The 15,186-nt window shown below is 41.1% G+C and carries 16 protein-coding genes; 8 read left to right on the top strand and 8 right to left on the bottom strand.

Features of this window, described 5'->3' with window-relative positions:
- The first annotated feature begins 1 nt into the window (after nt 1).
- The 4 genes from nuoN to FTV38_RS03300 all read left to right on the top strand — a co-directional run bounded on the left by nuoN (nt 2) and on the right by FTV38_RS03300 (nt 3,548).
- Nucleotides 2–1,546 carry an NADH-quinone oxidoreductase subunit NuoN gene (gene nuoN, locus FTV38_RS03315; protein ID WP_078191095.1) on the top strand — a complete coding sequence of 515 codons (1,545 nt, stop codon included), beginning with the start codon at nt 2–4 and terminating at the stop codon, nt 1,544–1,546.
- A 126-nt stretch (nt 1,547–1,672) separates the two neighbouring features.
- Entirely contained in the window at nt 1,673–2,308 is a 636-nt protein-coding gene (gene upp, locus FTV38_RS03310) for a uracil phosphoribosyltransferase (RefSeq protein WP_078192289.1), read from the top strand.
- A gap of 85 nt (nt 2,309–2,393) precedes the next feature.
- Nucleotides 2,394–2,687 (top strand): cold shock domain-containing protein, encoded by a 294-nt coding sequence (locus tag FTV38_RS03305; protein ID WP_078192288.1) that lies wholly within the window; start codon nt 2,394–2,396, stop codon nt 2,685–2,687.
- Between the two features lie 108 nt (nt 2,688–2,795).
- Nucleotides 2,796–3,548: a cold shock domain-containing protein gene (locus FTV38_RS03300; protein ID WP_180021335.1), complete on the top strand. Its 753-nt coding sequence runs from the start codon at nt 2,796–2,798 to the stop codon at nt 3,546–3,548.
- Between the two features lie 28 nt (nt 3,549–3,576).
- On the opposite strand, the gene gigC is transcribed toward FTV38_RS03300, so the two are convergent.
- Complete coding sequence (gene gigC / locus FTV38_RS03295; protein ID WP_180021333.1) at nt 3,577–4,461, bottom strand: LysR family transcriptional regulator GigC; 885 nt, start codon at nt 4,459–4,461, stop codon at nt 3,577–3,579.
- An 85-nt stretch (nt 4,462–4,546) separates the two neighbouring features.
- Between gigC and FTV38_RS03290 the strand changes: the two genes are divergently transcribed.
- Nucleotides 4,547–5,308, top strand: a complete 762-nt coding sequence (locus FTV38_RS03290; protein ID WP_180021330.1) for a ferredoxin--NADP reductase — start codon at nt 4,547–4,549, stop codon at nt 5,306–5,308.
- 411 nt (nt 5,309–5,719) lie between these two features.
- On the opposite strand, the gene FTV38_RS03285 is transcribed toward FTV38_RS03290, so the two are convergent.
- The 5 genes from FTV38_RS03285 to FTV38_RS03265 all read right to left on the bottom strand — a co-directional run bounded on the left by FTV38_RS03285 (nt 5,720) and on the right by FTV38_RS03265 (nt 9,664).
- Complete coding sequence (locus tag FTV38_RS03285) at nt 5,720–6,463, bottom strand: amino acid ABC transporter ATP-binding protein (RefSeq protein ID WP_373686456.1); 744 nt, start codon at nt 6,461–6,463, stop codon at nt 5,720–5,722.
- Nucleotides 6,460–7,143 carry an ABC transporter permease subunit gene (locus tag FTV38_RS03280; RefSeq protein ID WP_180021328.1) on the bottom strand — a complete coding sequence of 228 codons (684 nt, stop codon included), beginning with the start codon at nt 7,141–7,143 and terminating at the stop codon, nt 6,460–6,462. Before FTV38_RS03280 ends, FTV38_RS03285 begins: the two co-directional genes overlap by 4 nt.
- Entirely contained in the window at nt 7,143–7,886 is a 744-nt protein-coding gene (locus FTV38_RS03275) for an amino acid ABC transporter permease (protein ID WP_180021326.1), read from the bottom strand. The genes FTV38_RS03280 and FTV38_RS03275 overlap by 1 nt, the downstream gene beginning before the upstream one ends.
- Before the next feature lie 70 nt (nt 7,887–7,956).
- Nucleotides 7,957–8,904 carry a transporter substrate-binding domain-containing protein gene (locus FTV38_RS03270; RefSeq protein WP_180021324.1) on the bottom strand — a complete coding sequence of 316 codons (948 nt, stop codon included), beginning with the start codon at nt 8,902–8,904 and terminating at the stop codon, nt 7,957–7,959.
- Between the two features lie 337 nt (nt 8,905–9,241).
- Entirely contained in the window at nt 9,242–9,664 is a 423-nt protein-coding gene (locus tag FTV38_RS03265; protein WP_078191199.1) for a hypothetical protein, read from the bottom strand.
- Between the two features lie 348 nt (nt 9,665–10,012).
- Here FTV38_RS03265 and FTV38_RS03260 point away from each other — a divergent pair, with 348 nt between their 5' ends.
- The 3 genes from FTV38_RS03260 (at nt 10,013) to FTV38_RS03250 (ending at nt 12,589) form a co-directional block, all read left to right on the top strand.
- Nucleotides 10,013–10,291, top strand: coding sequence for a hypothetical protein (locus FTV38_RS03260; RefSeq protein ID WP_180021321.1), 279 nt, complete (start codon nt 10,013–10,015; stop codon nt 10,289–10,291).
- Nucleotides 10,292–10,565: 274 nt separating this feature from the next.
- Complete coding sequence (locus FTV38_RS03255; protein WP_180021317.1) at nt 10,566–12,338, top strand: mechanosensitive ion channel; 1,773 nt, start codon at nt 10,566–10,568, stop codon at nt 12,336–12,338.
- Nucleotides 12,339–12,406: 68 nt separating this feature from the next.
- Nucleotides 12,407–12,589, top strand: a complete 183-nt coding sequence (locus FTV38_RS03250) for a hypothetical protein (RefSeq protein WP_180021315.1) — start codon at nt 12,407–12,409, stop codon at nt 12,587–12,589.
- 378 nt (nt 12,590–12,967) lie between these two features.
- On the opposite strand, the gene FTV38_RS03245 is transcribed toward FTV38_RS03250, so the two are convergent.
- Nucleotides 12,968–14,167, bottom strand: a complete 1,200-nt coding sequence (locus FTV38_RS03245) for an NAD(P)/FAD-dependent oxidoreductase (protein WP_180021313.1) — start codon at nt 14,165–14,167, stop codon at nt 12,968–12,970.
- A 33-nt stretch (nt 14,168–14,200) separates the two neighbouring features.
- Nucleotides 14,201–15,091: a 1-aminocyclopropane-1-carboxylate deaminase/D-cysteine desulfhydrase gene (locus tag FTV38_RS03240; RefSeq protein WP_180021311.1), complete on the bottom strand. Its 891-nt coding sequence runs from the start codon at nt 15,089–15,091 to the stop codon at nt 14,201–14,203.
- Between the last annotated feature and the right edge of the window lie 95 nt (nt 15,092–15,186).

Below are 15,186 nucleotides of genomic sequence, written 5' to 3'. Positions count from 1 at the left end.
CATGGACTTCACAATGTCATTTTCTGAGCTTATGCCATTAGCTCCTGTGATGATCGTGGCTTTAACTGCGATCGTCGTGATGTTGCTAATTGCAATCAAGCGTAACCACAATTTAGTTGCAACGACTTCCGTTATAGGTCTGAACCTTGCAGCCTTTTATATTATTTTTGTTTTCGTTGCAGGGCAGTATGCACCTGCAAACGTAATGAATTTGTTCATCGTAGATCCATTTACGATGTTGTACCAATTCGTGATTTTGATTGCAGCACTTGCTTGCTGCACATTGTCACATGCGTATATCGAAACCTATAAAGATAACCGTGAAGAACTTTATATCTTGATGCTGTGCTCTGTAACAGGTGCATTGTTAATGGTTGCAAGTTCGCACTATGCGTCTTTCTTTATCAGTCTTGAGTTAATGTCGATTCCTGTATACGGCCTATTGGCTTATACACACCAACGTTCACAGTCGCTTGAAGCGGGTGTGAAATACTTGGTGCTTTCAGCAACTGCTTCTGCGATGTTGTTGATGGGTATGGCTTATGTATATGCGTACACAGGTACAATGGCATTCGTTGCTGAACCAGGCAAAATGTTCACAACTTTCAGCCAACCGGGCGTAGTCCTTGGTCTTGCACTAATTGTCTTTGCTGTTGCATTTAAATTGTCTCTTGCGCCATTCCACAAATGGACACCAGACGTGTATGCCGGTGCGCCAGCGCCAATCGCGACATTCTTAGCGACTGTGGCTAAAGTGGCAATGATCGGTCTATTCGTTCGTTACTTCTTGGCTTCTGGCTTAATCCTTTCTGACAGCTTCATCACGATCGTGACCATCATTGCAGTATTGTCTATCCTTGCGGGTAACTTACTAGCAGTACGTCAAGTGAACTTGAAACGTATCCTTGCATACTCTTCAATCGCTCACTTTGGTTACTTACTTGTTGCGATTGTCAGTGCACGTAATACTGACTTTGTTCAAGTACAAGGCTTTGCAACATTCAGCAGCGTCAACGTTTATGTGATTACTTATGTATTAACAACGATTGGTGCGTTCGGTGTTGTGACACTGATGTCTAGCCCTTACAACAACAAAGACGAAGCAGGTAGCCTTGCGGAGTACCGTGGTTTGTTCTGGCGTCGTCCAGTGTTGACTGCAACACTGACTGTCATGATGTTATCTCTTGCAGGTATCCCATTAACAGCTGGCTTTATTGGTAAGTTCCTTGTGATCAAAACAGCGGTTGCTGGTGGTTCATGGTTCTTAGCTGCGATGGTGATCCTTGGTTCAGGTATCGGTTTGTACTACTACCTACGTGTGATGATTGTGATGTACATGACTCCACCAGAAAACCCACGTATCGACGCTGTTGATCATTGGGGTCAAAAAGTGGGTGGTATTATGGTGCTTGGCGCAGCTGCACTTGTGTTGTTGATCGGTGTATATCCAGATCCAATCATTGCAGTATCTCAAGTGGCATACTTTGCGATCTCACCTGAATTACAACAGTTCATTTTTAGCTTAATTCAAAGTGGATTTAACTAATGAATTAAGCAATTAATTTGCTTATTACAAAAAAGCCTCCTGTAAAGGGGGCTTTTTTATTTTTATCATTTGTTAAATAGCTTTATAATGGTTGAAATTTTATCTTAACCTTTTAGGTGTTCTCCCGTGGCTATCCATGAAATCCGTCATCCTTTAATCCGACATAAACTCGGCTTACTTCGTCGTGCAGATATTAGTACTAAAAACTTCCGTGAGCTTGCTCAAGAAGTGACTATGCTTCTGACTTATGAAGCAACGAAAGATTTACCAATGGTCGATCATGAAATTGATGGTTGGAATGGTAAAGTAACTGTAGATCGTATTGCCGGTAAAAAAATTACAGTCGTACCGATTTTACGTGCAGGTATTGGTATGTTGGATGGTTTCTTAAACCTGATTCCAAGTGCGAAAGTATCTGTATTGGGTTTAGAGCGTGATGAAGAAACTTTAGAAGCGCGTACTTACTACAAAAAATTAGTACCAGACGTACAAAACCGTTTAGCGATGATTATTGACCCAATGCTTGCAACAGGTTCATCGCTCGTTGCTGCTATTGACGTTCTAAAAGCCAGTGGTTGTAAAGATATTCGTGTCATGGTGCTTGTTGCCGCTCCAGAAGGCATTAAACGTGTGAATGAAGCTCACCCAGATGTGATCATTTACACAGCATCTGTAGACCAAGGTTTAAATGAAAACGGTTATATCGTTCCAGGTCTTGGCGATGCAGGCGATAAAATTTTCGGTTCAGTTCAAAAAGACTAATTTTTGCATCATGAACAGAAAAGGGGCTTTTATAGCCTCTTTTTTATATACTAAAGACATTGGAATAAATGGAATAGGGTACTTTATGAAGTCCGAACAATATAAAGGTAAAGTGAAGCAGTACAATCCTGAAAAGGGCTTTGGCTTTCTTTCATGTGAAGAAGGTGATGTATTTTTCCATATCTCTGACTTTCCCGCAGATGGTGTCGAGCCAAAACGTAATGATCGTGTGAAATTTAATGTGGTGAAAAATGGTGATCGTTATAAAGCCATAAACATTGAGCGTGAAGAAGACAAATCTGCAAAAGCTAAAAAATCTAAAGTAGTGGCAAATAACCAGTCAATTACTTCAGCTTTGCTTTCGAATTTGCGTAAATAATGTGATTGTAAGATTTCATGGAAATCTTTGAAATTGAAAAAGAGGTCTATAGGGCCTCTTTTTTTATTATCATAAGAGTATTAAAAGAAAAGATGAGAGACAAATTTTATGTTTAAAGAGGGGAAAATCAAAAGCTATAACGTTGAGCGCGGCTTTGGATTTATACAACAAGATCAAGCACAGGATTTATTTTTTCATATTCGTGATTTTCCTAGCCGACACATCGAACCACGTGTTGGAGAAAATCTCAAATACAGGATTGAAACAGATCGAGGTAAATTTAAAGCGGTAAATATCATCCGTTTAGATTTGAAAAAAGAGCAGTCCACTCATGAACAGATAAATCCGTCATTTGAATCAAGGTCGGATCGAGTGAATGACCAAGCTACTCCTCACGATACAGCCAAAGGCACAGTTTGTGGCAGTAAAATCTTCAGCATGATTGGACTCATTGTAATTCTAGTATTAGCTGTGGCTGTTTATGGGAAATATCAGCAGTACCAAGAACAGAAGCAGCTACATTTACAACAGCTCATGCAAGAAAATGAAAACATTGTAAAAGAACAACGTAAAGCTCAGGGGGATTTACCCGATCGGGTGCTGACTGAGCAAGGTGAAAAAAATCTATACGGCACAGCTTCAACGCAAGCTCAGTCTGCTGTTCGAGACACTGTGCCAGCTCATGCTTCAAGTGAAGCGCCAAGGGCGGTAGAGAAAGCACAGTTTAATTGTGATGGGCGTACGCATTGTAGTCAGATGAAATCTTATGAAGAAGCGGTCTATTTTCTTCAACATTGTCCAGGCACAAAAATGGACGGAAACAACGACGGAATACCTTGCGAACGACAATTTAATAAATAAGAAAAAGCGCCATTAGGCGCTTTTTTATTTAGACAGATTTTTCACAAAATTGCATAAAGGCTTTGAGCCCTGGTCCTTGGTATTTCTGACGATGTACCAACATGAATAATGGACGGGCAAGTTGCCAGAACGGTGTATCTAAAACCACCAATTGACCTTTTTCACGTAAAGGCTCAATTGCCAGTTTAGAAATACATGACATTCCTAGGCCACCCGCCACGATTTTTAAAATGGCTTCGTTATGACCCAAGGTTAAACGAATATTGGCATCTGGCAGGTCTTTTAAAATTGCGTTGTCAAATACTTCACGTGTGCCTGAACCTTCTTCACGTAAGATCCATTCTACGTTATCAAAGTCAGCTGCAGTGATTGCACGATCCAACTTCGCTAAGGGATGCTCTGGTGAACAGCATACTGCAAGTTCATCGTCACGCCAGTGAATACATTGTAGCTGTGGCAGATGGCATGAACCTTCAATTAAGGCCAAATCCAACTGAAATTGGTTTACCGCTTCAATCATTTGGCGGGTATTGCCGACTTGAAGTTGTAAATGTGCTTGAGGCTGAATTTGTAAGAAATCTGCCATGAGGTCTGGCATCAAGTAGTCACTGATGGTTAGGGTCGCACCTAAACGCAGATCAATACTTTGTAGTTCGCCTTTGGCTGCTTGTTCAAAAGCTTCACAGCGCCCTAAAATTTCCAAAGCTTGTGGCAATAAAAAACGACCCAAGTCATTCAATTGCAAGCGTTTACCAAGTCGGTCAAACAGTGGAGCACCGAGACCATCTTCGAGGTCTGCCAATGCCATACTTGCTGCACTTTGAGTAAGTTTGACAGCATCACTGGCTTTGGTAACGGTACCTTCTTGAGCGACTGCTACAAAAACAGCCAACTGGCGTAAAGTCATGCGCATGAATCAGGCCTTAACATTTAAAAAATATTAATAAATTATGCTGTCATGCTAACATGAGCACAGTCTGTCACGCCACGTTCAAATCATGTCAATTGAAAAATTTAGCTTAGAAAAGGTTTTATCTGTACACCGTTGGACCAATACTTTGTTCAGTTTTACCATGACACGTCCTGCGCATTTTAAATTTACCGCTGGTCAGTTCGCACGAATCGGCTTGAAAGTGGGCGATGAATTGGTGGTTCGTGCCTATTCTGTGGTGTCGTCACCCTTTGATGAAACTTTAGAGTTTTTCTCTATCGTCGTTCCAGATGGTGCGTTTACTTCAAATTTGCAGCATCTACAAGTGGGCGATGAGCTGTATTTAGAAAAAGTGCCTTATGGCTTCCTCACTTTGGCACGTTATCAGTTGCCATTGCCGAAGGACTTATGGCTGTTGGGAACAGGAACGGGTCTTGCACCATTTTTATCAATGCTACAAGACTTTGAAACGTGGTCTAAATACGAAAAAATTAATCTAGTCTACAGTGTGCGCACCGTATCAGAACTGGCTTATGTCGAGCGGATTCAAGAAATCGCGGAAACCTTTGGTGAAGGGCATACGGGCTTCAAATTTATTCCTATTGTGACACGTGATCCCAATGCACCGCTGCATGACCGTCTACCAGTTTTAATTGAAAATGGCGAGTTAGAACAGGCGGCAGGCTTAGCGTTTAATGTTGAAACGACGCATGTCATGCTGTGTGGTAATCCACAAATGGTTGATGACACCAAGGCGGCCTTAAAAGCGCGTGGTTTGACCATGAACCGTCGTGGTGAAGGCAATATTGCTGTAGAAAATTATTGGTAATCTGCCATGAAAAAAGCTCATCGAAGGATGAGCTTTTTTTATTTTCGGAAATTAAATAACTGATGTTATGCATGCAAAAGTAATTTTGCATTTTTAAAATGATTGTTAAGCCAATTCGACGGAGTCTTACATCAAGGGAATGAATAAAGTAATTAGCCTTCGGCTAGAGGTACTCTTACGAAGCACGCTTCTCATTAGGCAAAATGAGAAGCGTGCTTTGCTGCAGTGCTCCTCACAGCAAAACTCGTTTACTAGTGTCTAATTATCAAAAGTATCGCAAAAATATTTTTGATTAGAAGAAGTCCTATCTCAAACACTTGCGGATGACGTTACCGCGTATCGTACTTTTATTTGAATCAAATTACGCTTCTGATGTTACTGCGTAACATCAGTTAAATAAACGTTTTGTTGTTAATGCAGAATTTTATTTAAGAACTGCTGCGCTCGTTCACCACGAGGGGCATTAAAGAATTCATCTTTACTACAGTCTTCCACAATTTTTCCTTGATCCATAAAGATCACACGGTCCGCAACCTGACGCGCGAAGCCCATCTCATGGGTTACACACATCATGGTCATACCTTCTTTGGCAAGACCCACCATCACATCAAGCACTTCGTTAATCATCTCTGGATCAAGTGCCGAAGTCGGTTCATCAAACAGCATGGCAATCGGGTCCATACTGAGCGCACGTGCAATCGCAACACGTTGTTGTTGTCCACCTGATAACTGTGCAGGGAATTTAGCGGCATGTGCACTTAAACCCACACGGTCTAAATAAGCCAAGCCTTTTTTCTTGGCTTCGGCTTCTGATCGGCCCAAGACTTTAACTTGCGCAATGGTTAGATTTTCGGTAATGGATAAATGTGGAAACAGTTCAAAGTGCTGGAACACCATACCAACACGACTACGTAGTTTATTTAAATCGGTTTTTGGGTCATTAATGGAAATTCCGTCGACCAAAATCGTACCGGCTTGAAAAGGCTCAAGTCCATTGACGGTTTTAATAAGGGTTGATTTCCCTGAGCCAGAGGGCCCACACACGACAACCACTTCACCTTGTTTAATTTGAGTCGTGCAATCGGTGAGCACTTGAAAATCTTTATACCATTTACTGACATTTTGGAGGTCAATCATCGTTTTTTGATCGGTCATACACTTAACCTCCGTTGTAATTTTTTAACTGCATAGGTGGCGATCATACTAATAGTGAAATACACCAGACCGGCAAACAGAATGTATTGAGTTAACAATGACATGAGGTCGCCTCGAACATAATTGGTGCGGAAAAAGTCTAAGAGCCCGATGGCATAAACCATGGTTGAATCTTGGAACAGAATGATGGTTTGCTGTAAAAGCAGTGGCGTCATTTTGCGGAAAGATTGCGGCAAAATAATTAGGCGCATTGCTTGGCCATAGCTCATACCCAAAGCATAAGCTGCAGAAGTTTGGCCTTTAGGAATCGATTGAATCCCGGCACGGACAATCTCTGAAAAGTAAGCAGCTTCAAATAGCATGAAGGCCACGATACTCGACACGAGGGCAGTATCAATCGTTAGATAGTTACCTGTGATCCCTGTGTAGATAAAGGGTACGGCAAAGTAGAACCACATCAGCACCAAGAGCAAAGGAATAGAACGAAAGAGGTTCACATAGCCTTTAGCAAAAATATTAAATACTTTAATCGAGGACAGGCGCATCAACGCCAATAAAGTCCCAATAAAGACACCACCAATGGTTGCCGTGATCACCACTTTTAGCGTGATGCTGAAACCATGCCATAGCGCAGGGCCAGACGCTTGGAGGTCTTGAATAAAAGAACTGAGCCATTCCATTATTTATCTCCTGCAATTAAGCCAGGAACGCGTAGGCGTTTTTCCAGAAAATTCATGAAACCAATTAAACAGATATTGATCACGATGAAAATAATGGTGACGTAGGTATAAATTTCGATGGTGTTTTGCGTGTATTCACTGATGGTTTTCATCTGCGAAATGATTTCTGCAACTCCGACCAAAGACGCGACTGAGGTGTTTTTGACACAGTTGGTCAACTCAGAGCTGAGGGGTGGCAAAATCGTGCGGAATGACTGCGGTAAGATCACATAGCGGTATAGTTGAGCCGTACTAAATCCCATGGCATAACCTGCATTGGTTTGCCCCAAAGGAAGCGCTTCAATACCAGTCCTGACTTGCTCACAGACCCGTGCAGCTGTAAATAGACCCAAGCCGACACTTGCAGAAATTAAGGCGGTCGTATTTGCCCCAAGGTCATTCATCCACCAGCTTTTAATCGCAGCAGGGAGGAAGTTAGGTACAACATAGAACCAAATAAACAGTTGAATCAATAAGGGTACATTTCGGAAAATAGTCACGTAGGCCGTACCAATACCTCGTGCTATAGGACTCGGTAGGGTACGCATAATACCCAAGATGCTGCCAAGCACCATCGCAATGCTCCATGCCACCAAAGCGATGACAAACAGCCAGCCGATTCCAATTAAAATCCAATTCAGGTAGGTCGAATCACCTACACCTGTAGATTGGAACAGCACACCCCAATTCCAGCTATAATTCATAGGAACTCCCTATAATGAGCTTAAGCCAAAATCCGTTTGGCTTAAGCATCTTTAGAATGTTTAGGGAAAGTTATTCGTCACGGTCATGTGGATTACTAATCAATACTTTTAATTGATCAGACATCGGGAAATTCAAATTGATATTTTTTGGTGGAATTGGCGTTTGGAACCATTTTTTATACATGTCATTGATTTCACCAGAGCTATAAGTTGCTTTGATTGCATCATCAACCACTTGTTTAAAGCCAGTATCGCCTTTACGCAGCATACAACCATAGATTTCATGAATCGGCGCTGTACCTACGATTTCCCATTTATTTGGATCTTTGGCTTTCGATTTTTCACCCGCCAGCAAAATATCATCCATCATAAATGCCGCTGCACGACCATTTTGTAGCATGAGGAAAGACTCAGCGTGGTCTTTGGCAGAAATGACTTCACCAATACCTAACTCTTTTTCATGTTGACGAATATAACGCTCAGATGTAGTTCCTGCCGTGGTGACTAATTTTTTACCTTTAAGGTCAGCGAAGTCTTTAATCCCAGAGTCTTTTGCAGTAAGTAAGCGTGAACCCACTTCAAAGAAACCTGTTGAGAAATCAACTTGTTGTTGGCGTTCTTTATTGTTGGTGGTTGAACCACACTCTAAGTCGACGGTGCCATTAGAAACTAATGGAATTCGGTTTTGGCTGGTCACTAAGTTATAACGGATTTTTAAATCGGGAAGATTTAATTGTTTTTTTACTGCTTCAACTACTTTTAATTGAAGATCATGCGCATAACCCACAGGTTGGTTTGGATTATCTGCGATATATGAAAATGGAATCGATGAATCGCGATAGCCTAAAACAATCGTGCCCGATTTTTTGATCTTATCTAAAGTCCCTGAGTCAGAAACAGCAGCTTCACTTCCTGCAGCTTTATCCGTTGTAGGTGCTTTATTGTCACTACATGCGCTAAGCCCTAAAGTGAGCGCACTTGCACAGAACAAAGTTGCTAAATGTTTTTTTGACGTCATCGTTAAAACTCCTTTTACCCTGATTTAATATCCACTTTTTATGATCTTGTTACGTATTTAGTTTTATTGCTCTGTTTTTAAGAATGTTTCAACAATAAAAAAGAGATCATTTTCTACATCTTAGGTGATAAATCGAACAAGGCTCAAGCAAAATTTATTGCCGAATTGTTACTAAGAAATGGGATAAGTTATGAACATTTTTTATAAGTAAATTTGTTATAAGCGATTGAATATTAAATGAATTATATTTATCGTGAAATAGATAATGAAAATAAAAGGGCATAAAAAAACCTCCAAATGGAGGTTTTCGGGATTAAACTTTAGTTTAATCTCCGTGTTAATGCACAAACATATCCATAAATTCACGAATTTCTTGAATCGCTGTGTCTACGTCGGAAGTCAACCAAGTCGGTTCAAAAAAGCCAGCATAATGCTCCAGTCGATCTTGGGGAACAACTAAGCGAATCGGGCATTCTTCTTCGAGCAAGCGCCAAGGAATAATAGGCACTTCATTATCTAAAAAAGCCGCAATATTTCGAATATCAATCACCATCGCATTGATGCATTCAGGGAATGGCATCACTGAAAACTCTTCAGTACGTCGGCGGAAATATTCCAAATCACCCCATTTCAACACATAACTTGGCTTACTAAATTCAATAATGCCAATAAGATGCTGATCACGAGTGTAATGAAGGGAACATTGATGAGTGACGTCAGTGTCAAGATCAAGCGTTACACCTTGTTGATGGTACGCCATAGATTTGATAACAGGTGAAAAATAAGGTGCATGATTATAGCTCATTTCATTCATCAAAAGCAGAGAATTCCATCTAGCTCAAAAAAGCATTTATTTTTGCAACACTTGATACTCTGAAAATGAATACGATTGAAATGGTACATTCATTTCATGCTCCGATATTTTTACCTTAGTGATTGATTTTAAATCTAAAAATCAGTCATCTATTTAAACAGCAAGACGGATGTAAATTGAACTGATCTTTCAAGTTACATGTTTTCACGGATTGTAATTGTTCTTCACACAACAATGGATATTGTATTGCTAGTATAAAAAGTGAACGACGAACAACAAAATAGCGAGGGGAATATGACACACGATTTTAATAAACCGCCCCATACCACCAGCGTAGAAGAAACAACACAAAAAAAACGTATCCCAGTGTATATGCTAATTTTAGTGGGTATCTTCTTAATCGCGTTATTGTTTTATATGTTTGCAGATATGAAACCGTCTGCTTCGGATGCACCACCTGATCATCCTGCACCGAATGCACAAACTGCAACTGCCAATGATACGACTAGCGGTACAGCAGGGGATGAAGCTGTTGCCAATGATTCAAATACTGCAACTGCGACAGATCATTGATGATAAATACATGAGTCAGATTTACATGATTGCAAGATCTGAACCTTAAGCATCTCATCAGAATGACACAAATAAAGCCTTGGTTATGCCAAGGCTTTTTTACATTCAATTGTGAGCTTTTGTTGGAGTTATGCATACTTTGGTTGATTAAAAAATACGCAAAAACTAAGGTGGAAAAGAAAGCTCAAGTTTAAAGCACCAATGCTGTGTGATATCGCGGCATACGTAAAAATGCACATAACAACAGATCATGTATAACAATGAGGGCGAACGTATGAATGATTATCTGGGTGGTCCGCGTGGCCGTTTTGATGCCATGTATTATTGGGAACAGTTTCACCCCATTTTAAGTGCAGTAGCAATTCTCCTGATTGGTTGGGTCATTGCTTTATTGATTGCTGCTGGCGTCAAAAAAGTTCTGCAACAATTAGGTACAAATCAAAAACTTTCAAATGCAACTGGGCACCGTTCCAATGTTGAAAATATAGTCTCCAGAGTAGTGTTCTGGATTATTTTGATCATTGCCGTCATTGGTGCGCTCAATGTGCTGAATTTGACCAGTGTCAGTGGCCCATTCAGTAATATGATTCAGCAGTTCTTGTTATTTATTCCACAGCTCTTGGCTGCGGTAGCTGTAGGTTTTATTGGTTGGATCGTGGCGAGTTTGGTCAAAGTCGGTTCAAAGAAACTGCTTGATAAAACCCAACTCGATGAAAAACTTAGTTCTGAGGTTGGTGTCAGCCCTATCAGTCAAAATATCAGTGAAATTGTATATTGGCTGATTTTGTTACTTTTCCTACCGATTGTTTTATCGATCTTGGGTTTGAACGGTCTATTGTTCCCAATCCAAAATATGGTCACTGAAGTTGTTTCTTATCTTCCCAATATCTTTATTGCCGGTGTCATCGTCTTTGTGGGTTATATTTTGGCGAAGATTGTGCGAGGTATCGTGGAAGGCTTGGTGAACAGTTTGAGTTTGCAGCAGCAAGTCGAAAAAGTGGGCATGTTTAAAAACGCAAAACTTGCTCAAGTTTTGGGTAATTTTGTCTTTGCTATAGTCATTATCACTGCATTAATTGTGGCTTTCGAAGCACTTGGTATCGAGGCGATTTCTCAGCCTGCAACAGCCATGTTACATGAGATCATGTATGCGATACCGAACATCATTGCCGCAGGTTTAATCTTAATTTTGGCCTATGTGGTGTCACGCTTTGTGGCACGTCTAGTGGTGGATGTGATCTCGGGTACAGGTGTTGATGCTGTGCCAGAAAAATTAGACATTCAACGCTTTTTGGGCAATACCAAAGTGTCGGATGTGGTCGGTTGCCTGATCGTATTTTTCACCATGCTGTTTGCGGTATCTGAAGCCGCTAACCGTTTAGGCTTTGAGCAAATCAGTGCCTTAATTGCCATGTTTATCCAGTTCGGTGCAAGTATTTTACTTGGTGCCGTGATTTTGGTGGTGGGTTTCTGGCTTGCCAATATTGTGGCAAATGTGGTGCAACGAGGGGAATACAACAGTTCACGTTGGTTAGGTAATTTGGTTCGTGTGCTGATTATGGGCTTGGTTGTCGCCATGGGCTTGCGTGCCATGGGTATTGCCGACTCGATCGTGAATTTGGCCTTTGGTTTAACCCTTGGTGCGGTTGCAGTTGCATTCGCTTTGGCCTTTGGTTTAGGTGGTCGCAATCCAGCGGAACGACTGTTATCAGATCTTATTGATAAAGCAAAACGTGAAGCCAATGAACCGAATCCAGTACAGGAACAGGCGAAGGCAAAAACTACCTTTAATACGCCAACATCTAGTCCTACGTCATCAACTTCTGTTCATAATACTTCTGAAGTGAAAACCGATGATGGCTATCCAAACATTCAACACGCTGCCCCAGGCATCAGTGAAAAAGAAACTGCGACGCCAGATCAGTTGGATGTAAACCCGAGTGATCAACCACCAAATAATCCATTTGGTTCGACAGGTGAGGCTGAAAAAGAGGTCGATGCACCTTCGGCACCTGTAACTCCGCCAAAACCAGATGACCCTAATTAACCTGTTCCGTCTTTAGAAAATCGGCCACGCTTAAGTGGTCGATTTTAATGCTCTATAAGGAATATTGTATGGCAAAAGCACCGAATAAATTTTTAGCCCCAGTGATTATTGCAGGGATCACGGTGGGTTTTTTGGCGAGCGCACGACGCTTTATTTTTACAAAACCAAAACGCATTGATTTGGAGCAGACAGAACAATCACCGCTAAACAGTGAAAAAAATTATACCAATCAGTCCAAAAATAATGATTGAAATTTACCCGAAAATTGGTATTTTAAGTAATAGTGATATATGGAATATTACTTAAAATATAAAAACTTAGGATTCATATTGCTGTCATGAATGACACCTATGATCCGTGCAAAGGAATGGCAAAATGGGGGTAATTTCAATGTTCAATACTTTAGTTTCGACACTCAAACAAACCGCAAGCGTGCAACCACAACATATTTCAGTTGCTGTTGAAAAAATGGATATGACAATTCAACGAACTTCGTCGTCGTCAGTATCATTATTTAAAACCGACTATCTTGAATAAGTCAGATTGGGCATAAAAAAAGGGCTGAATGAATCAGCCTTTTTTATGCAGAGTTCATCTGCGGATTATGATTAATTCATTCTATGTAGAGATCAGACGTATTCAGAAGCGGCATGCGCAGAAGCCCATGCCCATTGGAAGTTGTATCCACCTAAATGCCCCGTTACATCGAGCACTTCGCCAATAAAGTACAAGCCTTTTTGTTTTTTACTTTCCATGGTTTTTGATGAGACTTCAGTGGTATCCACACCACCCAGAGTAACCTCAGCAGTACGGTAACCTTCAGTGCCTGATGGCTTCACTTCAAAGCTTTCTAAACGGCTTGCAATAAGTTCCAGTTTTTCATCACTGATATTGCCAATGGCTAATTCAGCTTGTTCAGGCCAAATCAGATTTTGTAATTCTATAACTACACTTTTCGGTAAGTGTTCATTGAACAGTGTACGCAGTAACACTTTCGGTTGACTAGTTTTCTTAGATTTGAGGAAATCTAAAACATCTAAAGTTGGCAGGAAATTGATATTAAAACGTTGACCGACATCCCAGTAGTTTGAAAGCTGCAATGAGCTTGGGCCACTTAAACCACGGTGAGTAAAGAGTAAAGCCTCAGTAAAACTATTTAACTCATTCGATAACGTGGCTTCAACAGCATTGCCACTCAAGCGTGTGGTGACTTCTTTAAAACTATCTGAAAAGGTGAAGGGTACTAAGCCAGCGCGAGTGGGGTAGACGGAATGTCCGAATTGTTTAGCAATCTCATAGCCAATTCCTGAACCGCCTAATGTAGGAATAGACAGACCACCAGTGGCAATAACCACCGATTCTGCTTCAAAATAGCCTAGATTGGTTGCCACTTGAAAGCCTTGTTCAGGTAAGGCATTGACTGCTTTTACTTCACAGTTGGTTTTAATATCTACCAATCCTGTTTTGTCACATTCTGCCAATAGCATGGCGAGAATTTCTTTTGCACCATTTTGGGTAAATAACTGCCCATGTTTGCGCTCTTCGTACTCAATGCCATATTCGCAGACCATACCAATGAAGTCCCAGTTGGTATAGCGAGTTAATGCTGAAATAACAAAGTGTGGATTATGTGAAATATAATTTTCTGGTTCGACATACAAATTGGTGAAATTGCATTTACCACCGCCAGACATCAGGATCTTTTTGCCAACTTTATTGGCTTTTTCAACCACCAAAACTTTGCGTCCACGCTGCGCCGCTTTATATGCCGTCATTAAGCCTGATGCACCAGCACCTAAAACAAGGACATCATATTGATTTTGCGACATGGTAAGTTTCCGCGTGGAAGAAAGGACGCAGGATTATACGCTTTTTAGCGCTTCGGTTGAACCTTTCAGGCGACCTTGTAGGCCACCAGTATGAATCACTAAAACACGCTGATGGTTTGTAATCTGACCCCGCTCAATCATGCTGAAAATACCTCGCAACATTTTAGCCGTATAAACCTGTTCTAATGGGATCGCATAGCGTTGTTCAAAGTCCCGCATAAACTGTAATAGTTCCGGCGTTGTTTTGGCATAGCCGCCACAGCAAAATTCATTACTGATGTTCCAATTGGTTTTCTGCGTCAACTGAGCAACATCGTCGCAAAGAAAATTACCTTTGAGCGCTGAAAAACCTAGAACATGTTGATGTTCCGCACTGGCTTCGATCAAGCCCGTTATGGTTCCACCTGTACCGACTGCACAGCAGATGAGATCAAAATTTTGTTGATTTTCATGGCTTAAGATTTCCGTACAGCCACGGATAGCCAATGCATTAGTTCCACCTTCAGGAATGACATAATGTTCGGGATATTGCTGTCGTAATTGCGCTAAAGCGTCTACTTGTTTCTGTTCACGATACTTTTGGCGTGTGACAAAATTGAGCTGCATACCAAACTGTTCGGCGGTAGCTAAAGTAGGATTTCGGGCTTGATGTTGTAATTCTTCCCCACGGATGATGCCTAGACTACCGAATCCAAATAAATGTGCGGCAAATGCGGTGGCTGCAATGTGATTTGAATAAGCGCCCCCAAAGCTAAGCACGTGTTTAACCCCTAATTTCTGAGCCTCAATAAAATTATATTTAAGTTTATAAAATTTATTGCCTGATATTTGTGGGTGTACTAAGTCCAAACGCTTAATACACAAATCAACCCCTTGATATTGAATAGTCTGCTCAGGAATGGCGTGGGCGATAGATTCAAACATGTTGGTGATCGTTATCTTGGTGGTTGGAGGTCAAATAGGTAGGCATTGTAAAACGGGAGCTGCAGAAGATGAAATTTTTTACATCTTGTTCAGTT

Source organism: Acinetobacter sp. YH16044 (assembly GCF_013417145.1).
Classification (GTDB): Bacteria; Pseudomonadota; Gammaproteobacteria; order Pseudomonadales; family Moraxellaceae; genus Acinetobacter; species Acinetobacter amyesii.
Note: the sequence above shows the minus strand (reverse complement) of the source record. Positions and strands in the feature narration are given on the sequence as shown.